The following is a 24387-nucleotide window of genomic DNA, read 5'->3' on the forward strand; positions in this document are numbered from 1 at the left end:
CTTCGCTCCGGTGGGAAACACCCGCCGTCCCCCTGTTGTCCAGCGGGGCGCGACCCGCGCGCATCACGGGTCACGGACGTGTCGATGACCACACAACACCGTCGCGTTCCCCGTACAACCATGTGCCGTCTCACGTGTCTGGGAGGGCGGGAACGCCGCTCGCGGTGTCCGCTTTACCCCGGCCGACGGGCCCGTGGTGCGGTTTGTCCCGTCGGTGGAGTGGACCACTCCGGGTGCGGTATAACCGCCCGGTTCTCCACTGGAGACGGCGCGTGAGAGTCGCGCACACGGGACGGCGGCGCCGTATCACCGTGTTCTTTTCCTTCTAGGGGTGGGGTAGTTGAGTCCTCGCAGGACCCGTGCGTACAAACCGCTCAGTCTCAAGAGACGGGCCTGGCTGACGGCCGGTGCCGTCGTGCTGAGCGGGGCGGGCATCGCCGGCTACGCGATCGCGGGCCCGTCGTCCGCGCCGTCGGACGACAGGTCACAGGGCCGCAAGCCGTCCGTCCAGACGCTCAAGCTCCGCAGCGAGGGCTCCGGACGCAAGGGGCTCGACAAGCGCGAGACCGACCGCTTCAGCGCGGTCCTGGTGACCTGGAACGACCCGGACGCCGAGGTCAAGGGCACGCCGCAGGTGCGCACCCGTGACATCGAGTCGGGCAAGTGGTCCGGCTGGCAGCCGCTGGAGGCCGAGCCGAACCAGGCCGACGGCGCCGAGGGCGAGCGGGCGGCCGTGCGCGGCGGCACCGCCTCGGTGTGGACCGGCGACTCCGACGGCGTCGAGGTGCGCGTCGTGAACGCCGACGGCACCGAGGCGGGCGGCCAGCCGGCCGGCATGGACGTCAAGCTGCTCGACCCGGGCACCGACCCGAAGGGCGCCCTGAAGCCGGCGGCGTTCGCGGCGGAGACGACGGCCCCGGCGACCGCCACCCCGACGCCCACGGAATCGGCGACGGAGACCACGACCGCCCCGCCGACGACGGAACCGACGCCCACGACGCCGACCTCCGAGCCGCCGACGACCGACCCTGGCACCCCCACCGGGACGCCCACGGACACCGCGTCCCCGTCGCCGACCCCGACGGTCCCCGAGCCGCGGCCCTCCACGGTCGTGAAGCCGCCGGTGATCACGCAGGCCGAGTGGGGCGCGTCCACGGACTACGACGGCACGCCGAGCTACGGCACCGAGATCAAGGCCGCCGTCGTCCACCACACCGGCATCGACAGCGACAACACGCTGTCCTGCGCCCAGTCGAGGGCCCGGCTGCGCTCCATCCAGCAGGAGCACTTCTCCCGCGGCTACTACGACATCGGCTACAACTTCATGGTCGACAAGTGCGGCCAGATCTTCGAGGGCCGCAGCGGCGGCATGGACCTGCCCGTGGTCGGCGCGCACGACGTCGGCTTCAACACCAACACGGTCGGCATCTCCTACCTCGGCAACTTCGAGAAGGCACAGCCCAGCCGGGCCGCGCTGGACGCGATCTCCCGGATCGTGGCCTGGAAGTTCGGCATGTACGGCATCGACCCGACCGGCAAGGTCACGCTGACGTCGGGCGTGGACGCGGGCGTCGACGGCAACAAGATCCCCAAGGGCCAGTCGGTCACGCTGCCGCGGGTGTTCGGCCACAAGGACACCAACTACACGGCCTGCCCGGGCGCCAACCTCTACCCGAAGCTGTCCCGGATCGCGGCCACCGCGAAGACTCCGGGCATCTCGCACGCCCTCGCCACCTCCGACTACAACCGGGACGGCGTGAACGACCTGGTCGCGGGCGTCCCGAAGGCCAACGCGGTCAAGATCGTGCCCGGCAGTGTCAACGGCCCGGCGACCGCCTCCAAGGTGTCGCTCACGCAGAGCAGCACGGGCGTGCCCGGCTCCTCCGAGACCGGTGACGAGTTCGGCGCGTCGACCGCCTGGGGCGACGTCAACGGCGACGGCCACGCGGACCTCGCGATCGGCGCCCCCGGCGAGGACGACACCAGCGGCAACGCCGACCGCGGCGCGGTCACGGTGATGTACGGACCGGCGTTCACCACCGGCTTCTCGTACACGACGTCGACCGTGACGCGGGCCGGCGCGAAGCTCGGCGCGACGGTCGCCGTCGGCGACTTCAACGGCGACGGCAAGGCGGACGTCTTCTCGGCGGGCACCGGCACCGGCGGCAGCTGGAACGTCCGGCACACCGACGGCTCCACCACAGCGGCCAGGCTCACGACCGCCACCGGCTCCGTCGCCTACCTGGACGCCGCGACCGGCGACTTCAACCGGGACGGCTACGCGGACGTCGCCCTCAACTACCGCGACACCGGCGGCGTCGGCCGCGTGCTCCGCTTCGCGGGTTCGGCGACGGGCCTGACGAAGGCCGGCGTCATCTCCGTCAAGGGCGGCCGCTCGATCGCCGCGGGCGACATCAACAACAACGGCTACGACGACATCGTCATCGGCCAGCCGGTCGCCGCCGAGGCGGGCGCGACGGGTTCGGGCGGCCGGATCACCATGGTGTACGGCTCGTCGACCGGCTTCACCACGACCGGCATGAAGGTCCTGCACCAGGACACGACGTCCGTGCCGGGCGGCAACGAGTCCGGTGACGCCCTCGGCACCTGGGTGTCGGTCGGCGACTACAACGCCGACGGCTACGCGGACGCCCTCGCGGGCGCGCCCGGCGAGGACCTGACGCGGGACGGCGTGAACCGCTCCGACGCGGGCAACGCGATCCTGTTCAAGGGCACGTCGTCCGGCCTGACCGGCTCGGGCTCGACCGGCATCTCGCAGGACACGTCGGGCGTCCCCGGCTCCACCGAGTCGGGCGACCGGTTCGGCTCGTCGGTGACCCTGGCCGACCTGTCCGGCTACGGCCGCGCGGACCTCACCTTCGGCGCGGACGGCGAGGACGGCACGGACGGCATCCTGCTGCACCTGCCCAGCAACAGCACGGGCCTCGGCTACTCCGAGGCGGTCATCTACAGCAAGACGACCCTCGGCACCCCGACGGACGCCCGCCTGGGCCAGACCCTGACGCCGTAACCCGACGGCGCTCGACCGAAGCGGCCGGGGTCCCCATCACGGGGCCCCGGCCGTCCGCCGTCCGTCCGCAGGTCGCGGCGCCTCCGGCGCGGTCAGCCGGCCCGCACCGCGACCGTGGCGTCCCGGCACATGAGCCGCAGCGACCCGTCGCCGGTGAAGCACCGGCGGGCCTCGTCGATCGGGTCCCACAGCCGGCCGTCCGGCGTCCGCACCCAGTGGTCGCCGCCCGACGTCCACCACTCGCCACCGGTCTGCCGGACGATCACCTCACCCGCGTACGCCCCGAATCCGCGGAGCACCACGTCCAGCGCGGCGGCGGGCGGGGCCTCCTTGCGGATCTCGTCGATCACGCGGTCGACGCTCCACAGACTCTGCGCCGAGTAGTCGAGCCGCAGCCGCGCCCCTTCCCGCATCATCGCCACCACGTCGGCCGCCCAGCGCGTCGGCTTCGCCGCGGCGGAGGGCCTGGATTCGTGCTGTGTCGTCACAGTCGTCGCAGTCGTCACATGGGGAGAAGCGCGGCAGCAACGGGAAACGTCACCCGGATCCGGCCGGATCCGCCGGACCGGTGCAGGACCGCCCCAGCGCGCCCCCATCCTTCGTACGCCACCCCAGGAAGGTCACACAACTCCCCCACGGGGCGGGGTTTACCGCCCCGCCGACCGCCCCCGCCGACCGCTCAGACCCGGCCGCGGGCCCGGCGCGAGACCACCGCGCGCAGCACGCGCCGCCCCTCGACGCAGACCTCCAGCGCGGGCCGCAGCCCGGCGCCGCCGTGTCCGGCGAGCAGTTCCAGGACGGCGACCTGGCGGCGCAGTTCGGCGGCGACGAGCGGCGACATGCCCTCCGTACGGCCCTCGCGGCGCGCGTCGACCGAGTCCTCGTCGTCGGCGGGGTCGAGCAGCCGGTGGATCTGCAGCGAGGCGACCGAGCAGGCGTCGGCCCAGGTCCGCACGTCGGCGGTGCCCCGGTCGACGGGGGCGTGGGCGAGCATGCGGCGGGCCAGCAGCACGGCCTCGTCCTCGTCGGCGTCCTCGCCCTCCGGCGGTGTCTCCAGCTTGCCGCGGATCTGCTGAAGGCAGTCGGCCCAGTCGTCGCCGGCGTCGTCGGTGAGGCTCGCCCACAGCGGGCGCAGCACCTCGTCGTCACCGCCCAGCAGGGGGACGCACCGATCCAAACAAGCCAGCCCGCTCGCGGCCAAGCCGCGTTCGTCGGCCTGTGCGATCAGTTCCACCAGGCTCATGCAACGCCTCCCTCTGCGGGGTCCGTCGGGGACTCCACCGGCCTCCACAGGCCCTCACCGGGCACCTTTTTTTCACGGAGCCCGCACTTCCCCCTACTGCGTGCGACGGCCCGGGAGTGTCACAGGGACCACGCCGGACCGGTCGAGCAGCCGGAGGAAGATGTTTTCGGCCAAAGGGTCGGGCCCAGCGGCCCCCACGTCAAGGAGTTCGCCGGAGTTGGCGGAGCCGCCGGGGTGCGGGGGCGTCAGCCGAGCCGGTCCGCCAGGGACGTGAACTCGGTCCACGACAGCTCGGGCCGGTCCGGGTCCCACAGCTTCTGCACGGTGGCCCGCAGCGGCATCCGGATCCCGGCGGCGACCTGGTCCTGCGTCTGGGAGTTCGCGAGGTCGCACCAGACGGCGAGGCTGCCGCCGAGGATCTGGTCGTCGTAGCGGGCGGGCACGGCGGTGCTGCCGCGCAGCACGCGCGGCGTCCACTGCTCGTAGATGCGCTCGCCGGTGGGGTAGACGAAGGTCTGCGGCTCGCCGAGGACGTAGTAGAGGTACTCGTCGTTGTAGTTGAGGACCTTGCGGCCGGCGCTCAGGTACTCGGCGGGCTGCCGGGCTCCGATCTCCTTGCCGGTCCAGTAGGCGACCTCGATGTCCTTGTCGGCCTGCACCGAGGTGTCCCGGAAGAAGCCGTCGTTCCAGGCGCGCGGCGTGCGGTCGTGGCCGCGGACGGTGTCGGCGCGGTCGTTGAGCCAGCTGGTCGCGAGGTCGGCGACGCCGGCGCCGGAGCCGTGGGCCTCGCGCGCGGCGGCGGCGACCTGCGGGTAGGACGCCTCGGGGTCGGAGACCACGAGCGCCTGGTACTCGTCGGCACCGAGGTGCCAGCGGCTGCCGGGGAACAGTCCGGCGTACTCGTTCAGCAGGTCGTCGACGATGTCGGCGGCGGCGCCCTTGGAGATGTCGATGGCGCCGCGGGTCGGCACGCCGTTCACGTTGCGCAGCTGGAGTTCGGGGTGGGCGGCGAGGACGGCGCCGAGGTGGCCGGGCGAGTCGATCTCGGGCACGACGGTGATGTGCCGTTCCGCCGCGAGGGCGACGATCTTCTTCACCTGCGCCTTGGTGAGGTGCTCCCGCGAGACCACCTCGGGGTGCGAGTCGGACTCGATGCGGAAGGCCTGGTCGTCGGAGAAGTGCAGGCCCAGCTCGTTGAACTTCAGGTCGCCGAGCTCGCGGACCCGGTCCTCGATCCAGTCGGCGGTGAAGTGCTTGCGGGCGATGTCGAGCATGAACCCGCGGCGCGGCTTGGCCGGTTCGTCCCGCACGACGCCCTCGGGTGCCGCGCGGTCGCCGGCCACCGCCTGCTTGAGGGTGCGGGTGCCGTAGAAGACGCCCGCGTCGGCCGGTCCGCTGATGGTGACCCGCCCGCCGCGCACGGTCATGGTGTACGACTCCGGGTTCGCGCCCTCGTCGTCGTTGAGCGCCAGCCGCAGGTCGCCCTCGCGGACGTCGTCCTCGCGGCCCGCGTAGGCGAGCCCCAGCTCCTTGGCCACCAGCCGGCCCTCGTCGGCCAGGTCGGCGTCGGCGACGACCACGCGGTTGCCGCGCTCGGGGCGCCAGCCGGGGCCGCGCGCCGGGGTGTGCTCGCGCACGGCGGGGATGGTGCGGGGCGCCTCGGACAGCGGGTAGGAGCGCGTCGGGCTCGGGGTGGGTTCGGCGCGGGTGGGGGCGGCGCCGGTCGCCCGGTCCGCCGGGTCGCCGTCGTCGCCGGTGGCCGCCCAGAGGCCGACGCCCAGCCCGGCGACGGCGAGGACTCCGACGACCGCCGCCGCCACGACCCGCCGCTGCTTCACCGTTCGCGCCGGTTCGCGGCGCCTGTGCTGGCTCATCTCGCCCACCGTAAGCAGAGAACCGTCCACCACACGTTCTTAAACTCTCCCGTCCGGGTGAAATTCGGGCATCCGTCGGACACGCCGTGACCGCTGTCGATAACGTGACGGCACATCTCCCCCACCATCCCCTGCCGATACACACGCGACGCCCACGAGGATTCACGCTGCCTGCGCACCGTCTCCCAGACCTCCCCGGCCGGGTCGCCGTACCGGAGCAACAGCGCGGCACGTCCTCCTCGCTGGCGCACTTCAACACGGCACCGGCCGACACCGTACGGCGCGCGCTCCTCGCCTGCCTCGCCAGCCCCGGCTGGGCCGGCCGCATCGCGGCCCACCGCCCGTACCCCGACCTGGGCGCGCTGCTCGCCGCCGCGGACGAGGCGGCCTACGACCTGACGCCGGCGGATCTCGCCGAGGCGCTGGCCGCCGAGTCGCTGCCCGCCCTGCCCGCCGGCACGTACTCGGCCGCGCACACCGCGCTGAGCGCCGCGCACGCCGCCTACGAGGCCAGATTCGGGCACGTGTTCGTCATCTACCTGGGCGACACGCCCGTCGGCGAAATACTGGACCGGATCCTGGAGGGCCTGCGGTCACGGTTGGCGAACGATCCCGAGGAGGAGCGGATCGTGGCGGCGGAACACCTGCGGCGCCTGTCCAAGAAACGCCTGCTGGACACCCTCGGGAGATAACGGGGCACTCCACCGCAGAAGCCGCGGACGGTCACCCGAACGCGTGCCACATTGATCACACCGGTAGGCCCCCCGTCAGCCCGGCGGCGGCGCATGGCTACGATGCTGGGGGCCGGTGGACCGTACCCGGCCGGGCCCGACCGACACCAGAAGCCGGCGCGGCCCCAATCCCCGCTCCCGGAGGAAACTTCCGTGCCGGCTGGAACGCTGTACCGCGGCCGGGAAGGAATGTGGTCCTGGGTGGCTCACCGAGTCACCGGCGTCCTCATCTTCTTCTTCCTGTTCGTCCACGTCCTGGACACCGCTCTCGTCCGTGTCTCCCCCGAGGCCTACGACAAGGTCGTGGCCACGTACAAGACGCCGATCGTCGCGCTGCTGGAGTACGGCCTCGTCGCCGCCATCCTCTTCCACGCGCTCAACGGTCTGCGTGTCATCGCCGTCGACTTCTGGTCGAAGGGCGCGCGCTACCAGAAGCAGCTGCTCTGGTCCGTCGTCGGCCTGTGGGCCGTGCTGATGATCGGGGCGATCTACCCCGTACTCGGCCACGCCGCTCGTGAACTCTTCGGGAGCTGACGCCCATGTCCACCACTGAAACCACCGCTTCCGGTGTCGGCCCCGTGGAGGGCGCGTCCCTCTACAACGTCGACAACCCCGCGCCCCTCATCGAGGCCCCGCGCAAGCGCACCAAGAAGACGCCGAAGGCCACCCGCGGCAACTTCGAGCTCTACGGCTGGCTGTTCATGCGGCTGTCCGGCGTGGTGCTGGTCGTCCTGGTCCTCGGTCACCTGCTGATCCAGCTCGTGCTGGACGGCGGCGTCTCCAAGATCGGCTTCGCCTTCGTGGCCGGCCGCTGGGCGTCCCCCTTCTGGCAGGTCTGGGACCTGCTGATGCTGTGGCTCGCGATGCTGCACGGCACCATCGGCCTGCGCACGGTCATCAACGACTACGCGGAGCGCGCGAACACCCGGCTGTGGCTCAAGGGCCTGCTCTACACCGCCACGGTGTTCACCATCCTGCTGGGCACGCTGGTGATCTTCACCTTCGACCCGAACATCCGCTAGGCACGGGGCTGCGAGAATCATGAAGATCCACAAGTACGACACCGTCATCGTCGGCGCCGGTGGCGCCGGTATGCGCGCCGCCATCGAGTCGACGAAGCGCAGCCGCACCGCCGTGCTGACCAAGCTCTACCCCACCCGCTCCCACACGGGCGCCGCGCAGGGCGGCATGGCCGCCGCGCTGGCCAACGTGGAGGAGGACAACTGGGAGTGGCACACCTTCGACACGGTCAAGGGCGGTGACTACCTGGTCGACCAGGACGCCGCCGAGATCCTGGCGAAGGAGGCCATCGACTCCGTCCTCGACCTGGAGAAGATGGGCCTGCCGTTCAACCGCACCCCGAACGGCACCATCGACCAGCGCCGCTTCGGCGGGCACTCCCGCAACCACGGCGAGGCCCCGGTCCGCCGGTCCTGCTACGCCGCGGACCGCACCGGCCACATGATCCTCCAGACGCTGTACCAGAACTGCGTCAAGGAGGGCGTGGAGTTCTTCAACGAGTTCTACGTCCTGGACCAGCTGATCACCGAGGTCGACGGCGTCAAGCGGTCGGCCGGTGTCGTGGCGTACGAGCTGGCGACCGGCGAGATCCACGTCTTCCAGGCGAAGGCCGTGATCTACGCGTCCGGCGGCTGCGGCAAGTTCTTCAAGGTGACGTCCAACGCGCACACGCTGACCGGTGACGGCCAGGCCGCCGTCTACCGCCGGGGAATCCCGCTGGAGGACATGGAGTTCTTCCAGTTCCACCCGACCGGCATCTGGCGCATGGGCATCCTGCTGACGGAGGGCGCCCGCGGTGAGGGCGGCATCCTGCGCAACAAGGACGGCGAGCGCTTCATGGAGAAGTACGCGCCGGTCATGAAGGACCTCGCGTCCCGTGACGTCGTCTCGCGCTCCATCTACACCGAGATCCGCGAGGGCCGCGGCTGCGGTCCCGAGGGCGACCACGTCTTCCTGGACCTCACCCACCTCCCGCCGGAGCAGCTGGACGCCAAGCTGCCCGACATCACGGAGTTCGCGCGGACCTACCTCGGCATCGAGCCCTACACGGACCCGATCCCGATCCAGCCCACCGCGCACTACGCCATGGGCGGCATCCCGACCAACGTCGAGGGCGAGGTCCTGGCGGACAACACCACCGTCGTGCCGGGTCTGTACGCCGCCGGCGAGGTCGCCTGCGTGTCCGTGCACGGCGCCAACCGCCTCGGCACCAACTCGCTGCTGGACATCAACGTGTTCGGCAAGCGCGCGGGCATCGCCGCCGCCGAGTACGCGCAGGGCGCGGACTTCGTGGAGCTTCCCGAGGCCCCCGAGTCCTTCGTGCTGGAGCAGATCGAGCGGCTGCGCACGTCCACCGGCAACGAGCGGGTGGCCACCCTGCGCCGCGAGCTGCAGGAGACCATGGACGCCAACGTCATGGTGTTCCGCACCGAGCAGACCATCAAGACGGCGGTCGAGAAGATCGCCGAGCTGCGCGAGCGGTACAAGAACGTGGCGATCCAGGACAAGGGCAAGCGGTTCAACACGGACCTCCTGGAGGCCATCGAGCTGGGCAACCTGCTCGACCTGGCCGAGGTCATGGCCGTCTCCGCGCTGGCCCGCAAGGAGTCCCGCGGCGGCCACTACCGCGAGGACTACCCGAACCGCGACGACGTCAACTTCATGCGCCACACCATGGCGTACCGCGAGGTGGGCGACGACGGCACCGAGACCGTCCGACTCGACTACAAGCCGGTCGTCCAGACCCGCTACCAGCCGATGGAGCGTAAGTACTGATGGCAACCCCTGTTCTGGACAAGGCCGAGACCCCGGACTCCGCGTCCGCGGCCTCCCCGTACATCACCGTCACCTTCCGGGTCCGCCGCTTCAACCCGGAGGTCTCAGCGGAGGCGACCTGGGAAGACTTCCAGCTGGAGATCGACCCCAAGGAGCGCGTCCTCGACGGTCTCCACAAGATCAAGTGGGACCTGGACGGCTCGCTGACCTTCCGCCGCTCCTGCGCCCACGGCATCTGCGGTTCGGACGCCATGCGGATCAACGGCAAGAACCGTCTGGCCTGCAAGACGCTGATCAAGGACATCAACCCGGAGAAGCCGATCACGGTCGAGCCCATCAAGGGCCTGACGGTCCTGAAGGACCTCGTGGTCGACATGGAGCCGTTCTTCCAGGCGTACCGGGACGTGATGCCCTTCCTGATCACGAAGGACACCAACGAGCCGACGCGCGAGCGGCTCCAGACGGCCGAGGACCGCGAGCGCTTCGACGACACGACGAAGTGCATCCTGTGCGCCGCGTGCACGTCCTCGTGCCCGGTGTTCTGGAACGACGGGCAGTACTTCGGCCCGGCGGCCATCGTCAACGCGCACCGCTTCATCTTCGACTCGCGTGACGAGGCCGGCGAGCAGCGCCTGGAGATCCTCAACGACCGCGACGGCGTGTGGCGCTGCCGCACGACCTTCAACTGCACGGACGCCTGCCCGCGCGGTATCGAGGTCACGAAGGCGATCGCGGAGGTGAAGCGGGCGCTGATCACGCGCCGCTTCTGAGCCTCCCGCCCGCACGCCCGCCCGGGGCCCCGCCTGTTCGCAGGCGGGGCCCCGGGCGTTCGCGTGTCGGCCCGGCGCCGCCGAGGGCGGCGGCAATCACCGGTTCGCGGGGATCACCGACCTATTCTGACGGTATGTCAGATGACGAGTCGTACGAACTGCTCGGGTTCGACAACGTACTGCTGCCCGTCGGGGACCTCGCCCGGGCCGTGGAGTTCTACGAGCGGGCCGGGTTCCCGGTGGCCTTCCGGCTCGACGAGGCCGGGATCGCGCTGCTCAAGGTGGGCGGAGAGACACCGGGCATCCTGCTGCGGGCCGAGGAGGAGTTCGGGCACCGTCCGCCGCCGTGGCCCGCCACACGCGTGTGGCTGGAGGTGCCGGACGCGCGTGCGGCCTCCCGCGCGCTGCGCGAGGCGGGCGTCGTGCCGCTCGACGAGCCGTTCTCCACCGCCACCGGCTGGACCGTGGAGATCGCCGACCCGTGGGGCAATGTCGTCGGCTTCACGGACTACTCACGCCGCCCGGAGCTGGGCCGGCGACCGTAACCCAGGCCACACCCCCGCCGGTTGAACGTGTTCAAAAACAGGTCTACAGTCATCTCGACAGCGTTTTTGAACGTGTTCAACAGAAGGTGGGGGCGGCCATGGACCGCACAGTCATCGCCTACGTCATCTACCTCGTGGTCAGCATCGCGCTGACCGTGTGGGTGGCCCGGACGCTCAGCCGCAACGGCCGCGTCTTCCTCGCGGACGTGCTGCGGGGCAACGAGAAGCTCGCCGACGCGGTGAACCACCTCCTGGTGGTCGGCTTCTACCTCGTCAACCTCGGCTTCGTCGCCCTCTACCTCAGCGACGACGAGACGATCGCCGACACCCGCGGCATCTTCGAGGCCCTGTCGACCAAGCTCGGCGTGGTCCTGCTGGTCCTCGGCGTCATGCACCTGGCCAACGTGTACGTCCTGAACCGCATCCGGCGGCGCGGGGCCATGGAGCGCGAGCAGGTGCCGCCGGTCGCGCCGCAGGGCTGGGTCGCGCCGGGCGCGGGCGCGTGAACACCGGCCGGGCCACCGCGGACCGGGGCGCCCCGCGCGTCCCGGTCCGCGGGCTGACCGTGCTCTACGACGCCGAGTGCTCCCTGTGCACGCATCTGCGCGACTGGCTGGGCCGGCAGTCCCAGCTCGTGCCGCTGGACCTCGTACCGGCCGGCTCCGAGGACGCCCGGCGGCGCTTCCCGGGCCTGGACCACGCGGCCACCCTCGACGAGATCACCGTCGTCGGCGACACCGGCCAGGTCTACCGGGGCGCCGCCGCCTGGGTCGTGACGCTGTGGGCGCTGCGCGAGCACCGCCCGCTCGCCCACCGCCTGAGCACCCCGGCCGGCGCGCGGCTCGCCCGGGGCGCGGTGCTGGCCGCCGCCAAGTGGCGCGGCAGCCAGTGGGCCGGCGGCCGGCGGGGCGGCGGCCAGTGGGGCGGACAGGTCTACCGGCGGGGCGACGGCTGGGTGTACGACCCGCGCGACGGCTGGAGTTACGACCCGGCGGGCTGTGGTTCCGGTAGCTGCGGCCCGCGTCGGCCCGGCTCGTCCTGACGTTAGGCTCTGTTCCCGTGCCCGCGAAGAACGAAGGCCCCGACGGCGCCGCCCCGCCCAGCAAGTCCGAGCAGACCCGCGCCCTGATCCTGGAGACGGCCATGCGGCTGTTCCAGGAGCGCGGTTACGACCGGACCACCATGCGGGCCATCGCCCAGGAGGCCGGCGTCTCCGTCGGCAACGCCTACTACTACTTCGCGGGCAAGGAGCACCTGATCCAGGGTTTCTACGACCGGATCGCCACCGAGCACCAGGCGGCCGTGCGGGAGGTCCTGGACCGGGAGACCGACCTGGAGGCCCGGCTCGCGGGCGTGCTGCGGGCGTGGCTGGACATCGCCACGCCCTACCACGAGTTCGCGGTGCAGTTCTTCAAGAACGCGGCCGACCCCGACAGCCCGCTCAGCCCGTTCTCCCCGGAGTCGGAGCACGCGCGCGAGGAGGCCATCAGCGTCCACCGCGAGGTACTGGCCGGGGCGAAGACCAAGGTGCCCGACGAACTGCGGGACGTCCTGCCCGAGTTGATGTGGCTGTCCCAGATGGGGCTCGTCCTGTACTGGATCTTCGACCGGACCGAGGGCCGTGAGCGCAGCTACCGGCTCGCCGAGCGCGGCGCCCGGCTCACCGCGCGCGGCGTCGCGCTGGCCCGCTTCCGGGTGCTGCGCCCGCTGGTGCGGGACGTGCACGAGCTGTTCAACGACTTCCTGCCGGGGATGACGAAGGCACTGCCCGACCCCGGCAAGAAGCCCCGTCAGGCCTGACGGGGCCCCGGCCGGGAGCCCTCTCAGGCCTGACGCGACGCCAGCTCGATCACCGTGATGTCGGACGGCGCGCCCACGCGGGTCGGCGGGCCCCAGGCTCCCGCGCCCCGGCTGACGTACAGCTGCGTGTCGCCGTAGCGTTCCAGGCCCGCGAGGGTCGGGTTGGCGGCGGCGGCGACCAGGTTGCCGGGCCAGAGCTGGCCGCCGTGGGTGTGACCGGACAGCTGGAGGTCGACGCCGTGGTCGACGGCCTCGTGGATCTGGACCGGCTGGTGGGCGAGCAGCACGCACGCGCGTGCCCGGTCCCGGTCGCCGAGCGCCCTGGCGTAGTCGGGGCCCTGGCCCTCGTCCTCGCCGCGTACGTCGTTCACGCCCGCCAGGTCGAAGTGGGCCAGCTCGCGTCGGGCGTTCTCCAGCGGCACCAGGCCGAGGCGGCGCACTTCCTCGACCCACGCCTCGGCGCCGGAGAAGTACTCGTGGTTGCCGGTGACGAAGTACGCGCCGTGCCGCGCCTTCAGCTGGGCGAGGGGGGCGGCGGCGGGGCGGAGGTCCTCGACCGTGCCGTCCACGAGGTCGCCGACGACGGCGATCAGGTCGGGCTGCGTCGAGTTGATCGTGTCGACGACCTTCTGGGCGAAGCCCCGGCCGAGCACCGGGCCGAGGTGGATGTCGCTGACCACCGCGATGCGGTAGCCGTGCGCCGCCCGCGGCAGCTTGGCGAGCGGGACGGTCAGCCGCTTGACCTTCGGGCCGCGCAGCACGCCGTACGTGCCGTAGCCGACGGTGCCGACGGCCGCCGCTGCCGCCGCGCCGCCGACGACGCGGGAGACGAACAGCCGGCGGGAGGGCACGGCGAGCGGCCGGGAGGCGTCGGGGCCGTCCACCGGCCGGTCCCCGGGCTCGGCGGGCGGCGGTGCGGCGGCGTCGGTCGCGCCGCGGCCCGCCGGGACCGGCGCGCCCGCCGACGCGGGCACCGGCGCCGCCTCGCGGGTCTCCCGGGCCGCCGGGGCCTCCGGCTCGGCGGCGGACGCGCGCCGCTCCAGGTACCGCCGCAGCAGCGGCCGTACGAGCTCGCCCGCCAGCACCGCGAGCACCAGGTACATCGACAGGGCCAGCCACAGGAAGCCCGGCCAGGCGAGCACCCGCTGGAGCCAGAACGGCGCACCGGAGCGCTCGGCGACGAACGCCGCGACGGTGAGGAGCCAGCCGCCCGCGACGAGCACCGCGCCGGCCCGGCGCACCGGGCCCGGACCGCGGGTGGTGTCGCGGAACAGGCGCCGCCACACGTACCAGTTGCCGGCCGCGACGGCGCCCAGCACCAGCACCGCGACGAGCAGGAAGACGATGACCACGCTGTTGTGTCCCCTCAGCCGCTATGACGTGCGGCGCAGTGCGCGGATTCCGCGCAACCCGATGACCCCGACGGCCGTCCCCCATACGAAGGACACGACGGCCAGCAGGAGATGGACCCAGAAGTACGCCGTCGGGTCCCCGTCGTCGAACGCGAGTCCGCTGCTGTCCTTGATCAGGTTCTTGACGAAAGTGACCCAGATGACCCAGCTCCACACCCCGAAGGCGAGCAGGAACCAGGAGACGGGGCGGCTGAGCTTCATGCGTCCAGTATCGCCGCCGTCTGTCCGGATCCGTGGCCGGGGTGGGAAGGGGGACGGGACATCCCTGGCAGGTGCATGTACGTTCTCGGTCGTGCCCGCACCCAAGATGAGCATCAGCCGGTCGTTGCTGGTCGCTTCCGCCGTCGTCGTGTCCACCGCGCTGACCGCGCCCGCCGTCTCGGCGGCCCCGAAACCCTCGCCGTCGGCGAGCCCGTCGGTGAGCCCGTCGGCCACTCCCCCGGCGACCATGTCGAGCGTCGGAGGGACCCGGCTCGGGCAGCCCGGCCCGCAGGTGAACCTGGCGGGTGACGCGCCGGTCCTGCCGAAGGACCTGTCCGCCCGCTCCTGGATAGTCGCCGACGCCGAGTCCGGCGAGGTGCTCGCAGCGCACAACGCGCACTGGCGGCTGGCCCCGGCGAGCACGCTGAAGATGCTGTTCGCGGACACGCTGCTGCCGAAGTTCCCGAAGACGGACAAGCACAAGGTCGTGCCGACCGACCTGGCGGGCATCGGCGCCGGCTCCAGCATGGTCGGCATCAAGGAGGACGAGACGTACACCGTCCACGACCTGTGGCTCGGGGTGTTCCTGCGCTCCGGCAACGACGCCGTGCGCGTGCTGTCCGCGATGAACGGCGGCATCGAGACCACCGTCGAGGAGATGAACGAGCACGCCGAGGAGCTCCAGGCCCTCGACACGCACGTGGTCTCCCCGGACGGCTACGACGCGAAGGGCCAGGTGTCCTCCGCGTACGACCTGACGCTGATCGCCCGGTCGGGGCTGCAGAAGAAGGACTTCCGGGAGTACAGCTCGACGCTGCGGGCGAAGTTCCCCGGCGAGACGAAGAAGAACAAGAAGGGCAAGAAGGTCCGCGGGACCTTCGAGATCCAGAACACCAACCGGCTGCTGACCGGCGACTACGACCTCGAGCAGTACACGGGCATCGCGGGCGTGAAGAACGGCAACACCACCAACGCGGGCGCCACCTTCACGGGCGTCGCCGAGCGCGACGGCAAGGTGCTGCTGGTGACGGTGATGCACCCGGAGAAGGACGGGCACAACCAGGTCTACAAGGAGACCGCGAGCCTGCTCGACTGGGGCTTCGCGGCAGCCGGCAAGGTGCAGCCGGTGGGTGAGCTGGTGCCGCCCAGGAGCGCGCAGGCCAGTCCGCAGCCGGGCACCAGTGCCTCGGGCGAGGCCGGCGGGGCGGGCAAGGGCGCCGTGGGCACCGAGCCGGTGGCGAGCGCCCCGCAGGGCGGCTCCAGCGGCATCGGTGTCGCGCTGGGCATCGCCGGCGGGCTGCTGGTGCTGCTGGCGGGGGCCGCGTTCCTCGTCAACCGGCGCTGGCCGCTGCCGGATCTGGTCCGTCGCCGGTCCCGTCCGTGACGTCGTCCGCCTCGGTCTCCGCGGCCTCGCCCGTCGCGGTCCAGGCGGCGCAGAACAGCACGAGCTTCGCGGTGAAGTTGATCCACAGCAGCAGGGCGACGGGCACGCCGAAGGCGCCGTACATGCTCTTCGCGGCCACGCCCTGCATGTAGCCGCTCAGCAGCAGCTTGAGCAGTTCGAAGCCGATCGCGCCGGTCAGCGCCGCCACCACCAGCCGGCGGCGCGGCGGTTCGACGCCGGGCAGCAGCGTCAGCACGTACAGCAGGAGCAGGAAGTCGGCGAGGACGGCGACGGAGAAGGCGGCGAGGTAGAGCAGGACGCTGCCGAGGCCGCCCTCGTCGATGCCGAGCTGCCGGGTGATCCAGCCGACCATCGCGGAGGCGACGGTGGAGGCGCCGATGGTGACGAGAACGGCGCCGCCGAGTCCGACGAGGATGCCCGCATCCTTGGCCTTGCGCAGGACCGGGTTCTCCTCCTCCTCGGGCAGTTCCCACACGGCGCGCAGGCACTCGTGCGTGGAGCCGGCCCAGCCGATGCCGGTGAACAGCAGCGCGGCGGCGGCGATGAGGCCGACGGTGCCGGCGTTGTCCACCAGGCCGTCGATGTTCAGCTGGTCGGAGATGCCGGGCACCTGCTCGGCGAGCTTGTCCTGGAGGGTGTCCTGCTGGTCGCCGCTCAGGGTGGCGGCGGCGATGGAGGCGGCGACGGTCAGCAGCGGGAAGAGCGCGACGAAACTGGTGAACGTCATCGCCGCGGCCAGCCGTGTCCACTTCACGCGGTCCAGCCGCTCGAACGACCGCCACGCGTGCGTGCGCATCGCACGCACGAAGAGCGGTCCGACGACGGGGAGCGTTTTCAGCCAGTCCATGATCTGCTTCTGCCCCCCGGTGGCGCCGCGACTCGTCCCGGGGTGCCGAATACCCAGGTCCGGGTGCCCCAGAACCGCAGGATCGTCGCGAGCACCATCCCGACCCCGGCTCCGGAGATCGTGTCGGCGCGCTGGGAGGTGAACCCGAGCCCGTAGTGGCTGACGCCCAGGCACAGCAGCTGGACGACCGCGCCCGCGATGTTGACCAGGAAGAACGCGGCGTACGGGCGCAGTCCGCGGGGCCGGATGTGCCGGTAGGTGCCGAAGGCGTTGCCCGCGTAGGCGACCGTGCAGCCGGCCACGAAGGACAGCGCCTTGGCGGTGAGCGGGCCGAGTCCGGCGGGGCCGCGCAGATACGTGAAGAGGGCGAGGTCGGTGGCGTAGGCGAGGAGTCCGGCGGCGGCGAAGCCGAGGAGTTCGCGGCGGCGGCCGACCGGGGGCCGGGTCACCAATTCACCACGGCCAGCGCGTACATGGCCAGCCACAGGACGCCGATGAGGGCGAGGGCGCGGTCGCGGAGCACGACGTCCTCGGGCTCGCCCGCGGTGCCGCGGTCGGCGAAGACGGCGTATCTGAGGACGGCGAGGACGAAGGCGACCATGGACAGCTGCCGCCAGGGCAGCACGCTGGTGTGCGGGACACCGCCCTCCTCCAGCGCCCACAGGCAGTAGCCGAGGACGGCGACACCGGCCGCGAGCTGCCACACGAAGCGCAGGTAGCCGGTGGTGTACTCGGTGAGCAACGCGCGTGTGGCGCCCGCCTTTTCGCCCATCTGCACGGCCTCGGAGTACCGCTTGGCCGACACCATGAACAGCGCCCCGAACCCGGTCGTGATCAGGAACCAGCGCGAGAGCGGGATGCCGAGGGCGAGTCCCCCGGCGACGGCCCGCATCAGGAAGCCGGTCGTGACGACGACGAGGTCCATGACGAGGACGTGCTTCAGGCTGACGCAGTAGGCCAGTTGCATGGCGAGGTACGCGGTCAGCAGGGCGGCCACGGCGGGTGAGGTCAGCCGGGCCGCGGCCACGGGCGCGAGGACGGCCAGGGCGCCGCCGACGGCGTAGGCGACGGGGACGGGGACCTGTCCGGCGGCGACGGGGCGGTGCCGTTTGATGGGGTGGGCGCGGTCGGCCTCCGCGTCGCGGGCGTCGTTGACGAGGTAGACGGCGGCGGCGCAGGCGGTGAAGAGGACGAAGACGAGGGCGACTTGGCTCAGGGCGTGCCGGGTGAACAACTGGCCGGCGGCCGCCGGGGCGGCGACGACGAGGACGTTCTTGACCCACTGCTTGGGGCGCGCGGTCCTCAGCAGCCCCCGGAGGAGGCCGCCCTTGGGGCCGGGCGGCGGACCGGAGTCCCGCCGGGCGGTCCGGCGTCCCCGGAGCGCCGGTCTCGCGGCACGCGCGATGCCGGCCATGCGCGCGATCTCAGCCACGGCGACTCCCCTCGGCCGGGCGGGAGTCCGGGCCGTGCATCCAGCGCGCCCCGGCCCGTGCCGTGAGCGCCCCGAGGGCCGCGCCCGCGGCGACGTCGGAGACGTAGTGCACGCCGACGACCAGCCGGGACAGGCACATCGCGGCGGCGAGCGGCGGCACCGCGTACGCGCCGAGCGCGCCGTAGGCGACCGCGGCTGCCGCCGCGGAGGTGGCGTGCGAGCTGGGGAAGGAGTGCCGGCCCGCGGTGCGCACCAGGGGCACGACGTGGGCGGGGCGGGGACGGCGTACGACCCGCTTCACGGCCATGCTGGCGAGGTGCGCGCCCGCGGTGAGCGCGGCGCCGCGCAGCCAGGCGCCACGCCGGGGGCGGTCCACCGCGGCGCCGATCAGGCCCGCGGTCAGCCACAGCGCCCCGTGCTCGCCCGCCCGGGACAGGGCCCGTGCGGCGGCGGCCACCGCGGGGTCCGTGCCGCGCGCGTGGAGCGCCGCGACGATCCGCCGGTCCCAGTCGTGGAGGTCGTCGTGCTGATCGTCCATGACGATCCACTGTTCACGCCGCCCTCGCCGGAAGTCCGGCAATATTGAGCGACATACCATTAATCACCCATTTCGGGTAGAGCACGGACGTCACTGGACGGATCACTCTCCACCCGGCGATACGGTCGCCGACATGTCCGCCGACACCGTCCCCCTCACGGGGTGGGGCCGCACCGCCCCCACCACCGCCCGTCTCGTGCGCCCCCGGACGTACGAGGAGGCCGCCGCGGCCGTCCGGGGCTGGCGCGGGGCGCGCGGCGGCATCCCGCGGGGCCTGGGGCGGGCCTACGGGGACGCGGCGCAGAACGCCGGCGGGGCCGTGCTCGACATGACCGGCCTGGACCGGGTCCACGCCATCGACGCCGACGGCGGCACCGTGCTGTGCGACGCGGGCGTCTCCCTGCACCGCCTGATGGAGGTCCTGCTGCCGCTGGGCTGGTTCGTGCCGGTCACCCCCGGCACCCGCTACGTGACCGTCGGCGGCGCGATCGGCGCGGACATCCACGGCAAGAACCACCACGTCTCGGGCTCCTTCTCGCGGCACGTGCTGTCCTTCGAGCTGCTCACCGCCGACGGCGAGATCCGCACCGTGGGCCGCGGCACGCCCCTGTTCGACGCGACGGCCGGCGGCATGGGCCTGACCGGCGTGGTCCTCACCGCCACGGTGGGGCTCCTGCCGGTCGAGACGGCCCTCATGAGCGTCGACACCGAGCGTGCCACCGACCTCGACGACCTGATGGCGCGCCTCACGGCCGACGACCACCGCTACCGCTACTCGGTCGCCTGGATCGACCTGCTGGCGCGCGGCGCGGCGACCGGCCGCGCGGTCCTCACCCGCGGCGACCACGCGCCGCTGGACGCCCTGCCGGCCCGCTCCCGCGCCCGCAGGTCCCCGCTGGCGTTCCGCACCTCGCGCTTCCCGGCCGCTCCCGCGTTCGTGCCGGAGGGCCTGCTCAGCCGGACCACCGTGGGCCTGTTCAACGAGTTCTGGTACCGCAAGGCGCCCCGCGCGCGGACCGGCGAGCTCCAGCGCCTGTCGACGTTCTTCCACCCCCTGGACGGGGTGCCGCACTGGAACCGGGTCTACGGCCGCGGCGGCTTCGTGCAGTACCAGTTCGTCGTCGGCCACGGCCACGAGGACGCCCTGCGCCGCATCGTCCACCTGATCTCCGGGCGTCGTTGCCCGTCGTTCCTCGCCGTCCTCAAGCGGTTCGGGGAGGCCGACCCGGGCTGGCTGTCCTTCCCGGTGCCCGGCTGGACGCTGGCGCTGGACATCCCGGCCGGGCTGCCGGGCCTCGCCTCGTTCCTCGACGAGCTCGACGAGGAGGTGGCCGGCGCGGGCGGGCGCGTGTACCTCGCCAAGGACGCCCGGCTGCGGCCCGAACTGCTCGACGTCATGTATCCGCGGCTGCGCGAGTTCCGGGCGCTGCGCGCGGAGCTCGACCCGGACGGGGTGTTCGCCTCGGACCTGTCCCGCCGCCTCAACCTCTAGGAGCTGTCGTGAAGGACGCCTTCGGCCTCCCCCAGTCCCTGCTCGTCCTCGGCGGTACGTCCGAGATCGCGCTGGCCACCGCTCGCCGCCTGATCGCCCGCCGCACCCGCACCGTCTGGCTGGCGGGCCGTCCGACGCCCGCCCTGGAGGAGGCCGCGGCGCACCTGCGGAGCCTGGGCGCCCGGGTGCACACCGTCGCGTTCGACGCGCTCGACCCCGAGTCGCACGAGGCGGTGCTCGGCAAGATCTTCGCCGAGGACGACATCGACATGGTGCTGCTCGCCTTCGGCGTCCTCGGCGACCAGGCGCAGGACGAGCGGCAGCCGGTGAACGCGGTGCGGGTCGCGCAGACCAACTACACGGGCGCGGTGTCGGCGGGCCTGGTGTGCGCGGGCGCGCTCCAGGCGCAGGGCCACGGCTCCCTCGTGGTGCTGTCGTCGGTCGCCGGCGAGCGGGCCCGGCGCGCCAACTTCATCTACGGCTCCAGCAAGGCGGGCCTGGACACCTTCACGCAGGGGCTGGGCGACGCGCTGTACGGCACGGGCGTGCACGTCATGGTCGTACGTCCCGGGTTCGTCCGCTCGAAGATGACCACCGGGCTGCCCGAGGCGCCGCTCGCGACGACGCCGGAGGCGGTCGCGACGGCGATCGAGCTGGGCCTGAGGCGCCGCTCGGAGACGGTGTGGGTGCCGGGGGCGCTGCGCGTGGTGATGGCGGCCGTGCGCCACCTGCCGCGCGCGCTGTTCCGCCGCCTGCCGGTCTAGGGGCTGTCGGCGCGGGGCTAGCGGGTGGGCAGGGTGCCGCGCTCGGTGCGGCCCGCCTGCGGGGGCACCGTCGCGGCGCCGAAGGCGAACTCGCGGAGCTTGCGCCAGACGCCGTCGGCGCCCTGCTCGTAGAGCGCGAAGCCGGTGCAGGGCCAGTGGGCCTCGTAGCCGGCCAGCTCCTCGTAGGCGCGGTCCATCGCGGCCTCGTCGATGCCGTGCGCCACGGTGACGTGCGGGTGGTACGGGAACTGCAGCTCGCGGGCCACGGGGCCGGAGGCGTCCCGGACCTGCTTCTGCAGCCAGGAGCACGCCTCGGCGCCCTCCACGACGCACACGAACACCACCGGCGACAGCGGGCGGAAGGTGCCGGTCCCGGACAGCCGCATCGGGAACGGCCGGCCTGCCGCCGCGACCTCGGCCAGGTGCGCCTCGATCGCCGGGAGGGCGGCGGCGTCGACCTCCGTCGGCGGCAGCAGGGTGACGTGCGTGGGGATCCCGTGAGCAGCGGCGTCGCCGAAGCCCGCGCGCAGCTGCTGGAGCTCGCTGCCGTGAGGCTCCGGGACCGCGATCGACACACCGATCGTTACGGTCCCCACGTCGTCTCCTGTCGTCCTCGTCGGGTGCCCGCCGTGCTCGGCGGGCGGGAGCGGCCACCCGTGCGACCGCCCGGCTATCGACTGTACGGCCACGACCGTGCCGCGGGCAGGCGCGGCCGACGTGATGTGCAGCGCTGTCCGGTGGTACGGGCGTGTGCCGGGGTGCGGATCAGTGCTTGGCGGGCAGGAAGCCCACCTTGTCGTACGCCTGGGAGAGGGTCTCCGCGGCGACGGCGCGCGCCTTCTCCGCGCCCTTGGCCAGGATCGAGTCCAGCGTCTCCGGGTCGTCCAGGTACTGCTGGGTGCGCTCCCGGAACGGGGCCACGAACTCGGTCATGACCTCGGCGAGGTCCGTCTTCAGCGCACCGTAGCCCTTGCCGGCGTACTTCTCCTCCAGTTCGGCGACACCCGTCCCCGTGAGGGTCGAGTAGATGCTGAGGAGGTTGCTGACGCCGGGCTTCTCGGCCACGTCGTAGCGGATGACCGTGTCGGTGTCGGTGACGGCGCTCTTGACCTTCTTCGCGGTGGCCTTCGGGTCGTCGAGCAGGTTGATGAGGCCCTTCGGCGTGGACGCCGACTTGCTCATCTTGATCGACGGGTCCTGGAGGTCGTAGATCTTCGCGGTCTCCTTGAGGATGTACGCCTTGGGGAGGGTGAAGATGTCGCCGAAGCGGCCGTTGAAGCGCTCGGCGAGGTCGCGGGTCAGCTCGATGTGCTGGCGCTGGTCCTCGCCGACCGGGACCTCGTTCGCCTGGTAGAGCAGGATGTCCGCGACCTGGAGGATGGGGTACGTGAAGAGGCCGACGCTCGCGCGGTCGGCGCCCTGCTTGGCGGACTTGTCCTTGAACTGGGTCATGCGGGAGGCCTCGCCGAAGCCGGTGAGGCAGTTCATGATCCAGGCGAGCTGGGCGTGCTCGGGGACGTGGCTCTGGACGAAGAGCGTGCAACGGTCCGGGTCGAGGCCGGCGGCGAGGAGCTGGGCGGCGGCCAGGCGGGTGTTGGCGCGCAGGTCCTTCGGATCCTGCGGGACCGTGATCGCGTGCAGGTCGACGACCATGTAGAAGGCGTCGTGGGTCTCCTGGAGGGCCACCCACTGGCGGACGGCGCCGAGGTAGTTGCCGAGGTGGAACGAGCCTGCGGTGGGCTGGATTCCGGAGAGCACGCGGGGTCGGTCATTCGCCATGCCCACCATTCTCGCAGAGAGCGCGGGGGGTTCCGTGCGTGGGGAACGGCCACCGCCGCCCGGGCCGAGCGCCCACGCGGCGGTAGCCGCACATCGACAGAGCCCCGCGCCCCTGGGTGGGCTCAGCCCAGGTCGATTTCCGGGTACAGGGGGAAGGCCGCCACCAGGTCCGTGGCCCGCTGGGCGATTTCCCGGGCCACCTTCTCGTCCAGGACGTGCGACGCCTTCGACGGGGCGCCCGACTTCGTCGTGCCCGCCTCCGTCGTCGTCAGGACGCGGTCGATGAGGCCCGCGACCTCGTCCATCTCCGCCGTGCCCAGGCCGCGCGTGGTCAGCGCGGGCGTGCCGATGCGGATGCCGGAGGTGTACCAGGCGCCGTTGGGGTCGGCCGGGATGGCGTTGCGGTTGGTGACGATGCCCGAGTCGAGCAGGGCGGCCTCGGCCTGGCGGCCGGTGAGGCCGTAGGACGTGGCGACGTCGATGAGGTTGAGGTGGTTGTCGGTGCCGCCGGTGACGAGGGTGGCGCCGCGCCGCATCAGGCCCTCGGCGAGGGCACGGGAGTTGTCGACGATGCGCCGGGCGTAGTCCTGGAAGGAGGGCCGGCGGGCCTCGGCGAGGGCGACGGCCTTGGCGGCCATGACGTGCGGGAGCGGGCCGCCGAGGACCATCGGGCAGCCGCGGTCCACCTGGTCCTTGAGGGAGTCGTCGCACAGGACCATGCCGCCGCGCGGGCCGCGCAGCGACTTGTGGGTGGTCGTGGTGACGATCTGGGCGTGCGGGACCGGGTCGAAGTCGCCGGTGAGGACCTTGCCGGCGACGAGGCCCGCGAAGTGCGCCATGTCGACCATGAGCGTGGCGCCGACCTCGTCGGCGATCTCGCGCATGATCCGGAAGTTCACCAGGCGCGGGTAGGCGGAGTAGCCGGCGACGATGATCAGCGGCTTGAACGCGCGGGCCTGGGCGCGCAGGGCGTCGTAGTCGATGAGGCCGGTGGCCGGGTCGGTGCCGTAGGAGCGCTGGTCGAACATCTTGCCGGAGATGTTCGGGCGGAAGCCGTGGGTGAGGTGGCCGCCGGCGTCGAGGCTCATGCCGAGCATGCGCTGGTTGCCGAAGGCCTGGCGCAGCTCGGCCCAGTCGGCGTCGGTCAGCTCGTTGATCTGGCGGACGCCGGTCTTCGCCAGGAAGGGCGCCTCGACGCGGTCGGCGAGGACGGCCCAGAAGGCGACGAGGTTGGCGTCGATGCCGGAGTGCGGCTGGACGTAGGCGTGGCGGGCGCCGAACAGTTCGCGGGCGTGCTCGGCGGCGAGGGACTCGACGGTGTCGACGTTGCGGCAGCCGGCGTAGAAGCGGCGGCCGACGGTGCCCTCGGCGTACTTGTCGCTGAACCAGTTGCCCATCGCGAGGAGGGTCGCCGGGGAGGCGTAGTTCTCGGAGGCGATCAGCTTGAGCATCTCCCGCTGGTCGGCGACCTCCTGGCCGATGGCGTCGGCGACGCGCGGCTCGACGGCGCGGACCACGTCGAGCGCGGCGCGGAAGGCGGTGGACTCGGTGGAGAGGGGCTGCTGGTCGGGCATGTCGGCCTCCGGATGGCGTGGCTTTTCGGCGGTCACGGTTCACGGTTCGGCCCAGGCGCACGGCACTAGCGCGGCAGACCCGTCACCGGGTCTCCGGAGCCGCTCCCCGATGGTTGTCCCATCCCAGCACGCCAGTCACGGCCCGCCGCCAGC

At 72.3% G+C, this 24387-nt stretch carries 25 protein-coding genes; 13 read left to right on the top strand and 12 right to left on the bottom strand.

Annotation, left to right across the window (positions count from 1 at the left end):
- The first annotated feature begins 415 nt into the window (after positions 1-415).
- Positions 416-3031, top strand: coding sequence for an FG-GAP-like repeat-containing protein (locus ACZ7D7_RS02780; protein WP_470821786.1), 2616 nt, complete (start codon positions 416-418; stop codon positions 3029-3031).
- 92 nt (positions 3032-3123) lie between these two features.
- Here the strand turns inward: ACZ7D7_RS02780 and ACZ7D7_RS02785 are convergent, their stop codons facing one another.
- The 3 genes from ACZ7D7_RS02785 to ACZ7D7_RS02795 form a co-directional block, all read right to left on the bottom strand.
- A complete protein-coding gene (locus ACZ7D7_RS02785) occupies positions 3124-3519 on the bottom strand; it encodes a hypothetical protein (protein WP_470821787.1) in 396 nt (131 codons plus the stop codon).
- 191 nt (positions 3520-3710) lie between these two features.
- Positions 3711-4274 (bottom strand): hypothetical protein, encoded by a 564-nt coding sequence (locus ACZ7D7_RS02790; RefSeq protein ID WP_470821789.1) that lies wholly within the window; start codon positions 4272-4274, stop codon positions 3711-3713.
- Between the two features lie 245 nt (positions 4275-4519).
- Complete coding sequence (locus ACZ7D7_RS02795) at positions 4520-6148, bottom strand: beta-N-acetylhexosaminidase (RefSeq protein ID WP_470821791.1); 1629 nt, start codon at positions 6146-6148, stop codon at positions 4520-4522.
- Between the two features lie 104 nt (positions 6149-6252).
- Here ACZ7D7_RS02795 and ACZ7D7_RS02800 point away from each other — a divergent pair, with 104 nt between their 5' ends.
- From ACZ7D7_RS02800 to ACZ7D7_RS02840, 9 genes are all read left to right on the top strand, one after another.
- On the top strand, positions 6253-6840 hold the full coding sequence (locus tag ACZ7D7_RS02800) for a 2-oxo-4-hydroxy-4-carboxy-5-ureidoimidazoline decarboxylase (protein WP_470822438.1): 588 nt from the start codon (positions 6253-6255) through the stop codon (positions 6838-6840).
- A gap of 192 nt (positions 6841-7032) precedes the next feature.
- Positions 7033-7413 carry a succinate dehydrogenase, cytochrome b556 subunit gene (gene sdhC / locus ACZ7D7_RS02805; RefSeq protein WP_470821793.1) on the top strand — a complete coding sequence of 127 codons (381 nt, stop codon included), beginning with the start codon at positions 7033-7035 and terminating at the stop codon, positions 7411-7413.
- Between the two features lie 5 nt (positions 7414-7418).
- Entirely contained in the window at positions 7419-7901 is a 483-nt protein-coding gene (sdhD, locus tag ACZ7D7_RS02810) for a succinate dehydrogenase, hydrophobic membrane anchor protein (RefSeq protein WP_470821794.1), read from the top strand.
- A gap of 19 nt (positions 7902-7920) precedes the next feature.
- Positions 7921-9675: a succinate dehydrogenase flavoprotein subunit gene (gene sdhA, locus ACZ7D7_RS02815; protein WP_470821796.1), complete on the top strand. Its 1755-nt coding sequence runs from the start codon at positions 7921-7923 to the stop codon at positions 9673-9675.
- The gene (locus tag ACZ7D7_RS02820; RefSeq protein WP_470821798.1) at positions 9675-10445 is read left to right on the top strand and encodes a succinate dehydrogenase iron-sulfur subunit; all 771 of its coding nucleotides are present in this window, start codon (positions 9675-9677) and stop codon (positions 10443-10445) included. Before sdhA ends, ACZ7D7_RS02820 begins: the two co-directional genes overlap by 1 nt.
- Before the next feature lie 134 nt (positions 10446-10579).
- A complete protein-coding gene (locus tag ACZ7D7_RS02825; RefSeq protein ID WP_470821800.1) occupies positions 10580-10990 on the top strand; it encodes a VOC family protein in 411 nt (136 codons plus the stop codon).
- 98 nt (positions 10991-11088) lie between these two features.
- Positions 11089-11496 (top strand): hypothetical protein, encoded by a 408-nt coding sequence (locus ACZ7D7_RS02830; protein WP_470821801.1) that lies wholly within the window; start codon positions 11089-11091, stop codon positions 11494-11496.
- A complete protein-coding gene (locus tag ACZ7D7_RS02835; RefSeq protein ID WP_470821803.1) occupies positions 11493-12032 on the top strand; it encodes a thiol-disulfide oxidoreductase DCC family protein in 540 nt (179 codons plus the stop codon). The genes ACZ7D7_RS02830 and ACZ7D7_RS02835 overlap by 4 nt, the downstream gene beginning before the upstream one ends.
- A 17-nt stretch (positions 12033-12049) precedes the next feature.
- Entirely contained in the window at positions 12050-12790 is a 741-nt protein-coding gene (locus tag ACZ7D7_RS02840; RefSeq protein ID WP_470821805.1) for a TetR/AcrR family transcriptional regulator, read from the top strand.
- Positions 12791-12813: 23 nt separating this feature from the next.
- Here ACZ7D7_RS02840 and ACZ7D7_RS02845 read toward each other — a convergent pair whose 3' ends face one another.
- Together ACZ7D7_RS02845 and ACZ7D7_RS02850 are read right to left on the bottom strand one after the other, a co-directional pair.
- Positions 12814-14142, bottom strand: a complete 1329-nt coding sequence (locus ACZ7D7_RS02845; protein WP_470821807.1) for a metallophosphoesterase — start codon at positions 14140-14142, stop codon at positions 12814-12816.
- Between the two features lie 21 nt (positions 14143-14163).
- Positions 14164-14403, bottom strand: coding sequence for an SCO4848 family membrane protein (locus ACZ7D7_RS02850; RefSeq protein ID WP_470821809.1), 240 nt, complete (start codon positions 14401-14403; stop codon positions 14164-14166).
- A gap of 106 nt (positions 14404-14509) precedes the next feature.
- Between ACZ7D7_RS02850 and ACZ7D7_RS02855 the strand changes: the two genes are divergently transcribed.
- Positions 14510-15787, top strand: a complete 1278-nt coding sequence (locus ACZ7D7_RS02855) for a D-alanyl-D-alanine carboxypeptidase family protein (protein WP_470822440.1) — start codon at positions 14510-14512, stop codon at positions 15785-15787.
- Here ACZ7D7_RS02855 and ACZ7D7_RS02860 read toward each other — a convergent pair.
- Genes ACZ7D7_RS02860 through ACZ7D7_RS02875 form a run of 4 tightly spaced genes read right to left on the bottom strand, consistent with a single transcriptional unit; the run spans position 15735 to position 18625 of the window.
- Entirely contained in the window at positions 15735-16655 is a 921-nt protein-coding gene (locus ACZ7D7_RS02860) for a YihY/virulence factor BrkB family protein (RefSeq protein ID WP_470821810.1), read from the bottom strand. The genes ACZ7D7_RS02855 and ACZ7D7_RS02860 overlap by 53 nt on opposite strands.
- A complete protein-coding gene (locus tag ACZ7D7_RS02865; protein WP_470821812.1) occupies positions 16643-17107 on the bottom strand; it encodes a GtrA family protein in 465 nt (154 codons plus the stop codon). The genes ACZ7D7_RS02860 and ACZ7D7_RS02865 overlap by 13 nt, the downstream gene beginning before the upstream one ends.
- Entirely contained in the window at positions 17101-18069 is a 969-nt protein-coding gene (locus tag ACZ7D7_RS02870; protein WP_470822442.1) for a decaprenyl-phosphate phosphoribosyltransferase, read from the bottom strand. The genes ACZ7D7_RS02865 and ACZ7D7_RS02870 overlap by 7 nt, the downstream gene beginning before the upstream one ends.
- A 10-nt stretch (positions 18070-18079) precedes the next feature.
- The gene (locus tag ACZ7D7_RS02875) at positions 18080-18625 is read right to left on the bottom strand and encodes a phosphatase PAP2 family protein (RefSeq protein WP_470821813.1); all 546 of its coding nucleotides are present in this window, start codon (positions 18623-18625) and stop codon (positions 18080-18082) included.
- A 133-nt stretch (positions 18626-18758) separates the two neighbouring features.
- Between ACZ7D7_RS02875 and ACZ7D7_RS02880 the strand changes: the two genes are divergently transcribed.
- Positions 18759-20117: an FAD-binding protein gene (locus ACZ7D7_RS02880; RefSeq protein WP_470821815.1), complete on the top strand. Its 1359-nt coding sequence runs from the start codon at positions 18759-18761 to the stop codon at positions 20115-20117.
- Between the two features lie 8 nt (positions 20118-20125).
- Positions 20126-20881, top strand: a complete 756-nt coding sequence (locus tag ACZ7D7_RS02885) for a decaprenylphospho-beta-D-erythro-pentofuranosid-2-ulose 2-reductase (protein ID WP_470821816.1) — start codon at positions 20126-20128, stop codon at positions 20879-20881.
- Positions 20882-20898: 17 nt separating this feature from the next.
- On the opposite strand, the gene ACZ7D7_RS02890 is transcribed toward ACZ7D7_RS02885, so the two are convergent.
- The 3 genes from ACZ7D7_RS02890 to ACZ7D7_RS02900 form a co-directional block, all read right to left on the bottom strand.
- The gene (locus ACZ7D7_RS02890; protein WP_470821817.1) at positions 20899-21477 is read right to left on the bottom strand and encodes a 2'-5' RNA ligase family protein; all 579 of its coding nucleotides are present in this window, start codon (positions 21475-21477) and stop codon (positions 20899-20901) included.
- A 169-nt stretch (positions 21478-21646) separates the two neighbouring features.
- Positions 21647-22660: a tryptophan--tRNA ligase gene (gene trpS, locus ACZ7D7_RS02895; RefSeq protein ID WP_470821819.1), complete on the bottom strand. Its 1014-nt coding sequence runs from the start codon at positions 22658-22660 to the stop codon at positions 21647-21649.
- 122 nt (positions 22661-22782) lie between these two features.
- Entirely contained in the window at positions 22783-24234 is a 1452-nt protein-coding gene (locus ACZ7D7_RS02900) for a glycine hydroxymethyltransferase (protein ID WP_470821820.1), read from the bottom strand.
- Positions 24235-24387: the final 153 nt, after the last annotated feature.

The organism is Streptomyces sp. NPDC037054, assembly GCF_055606745.1.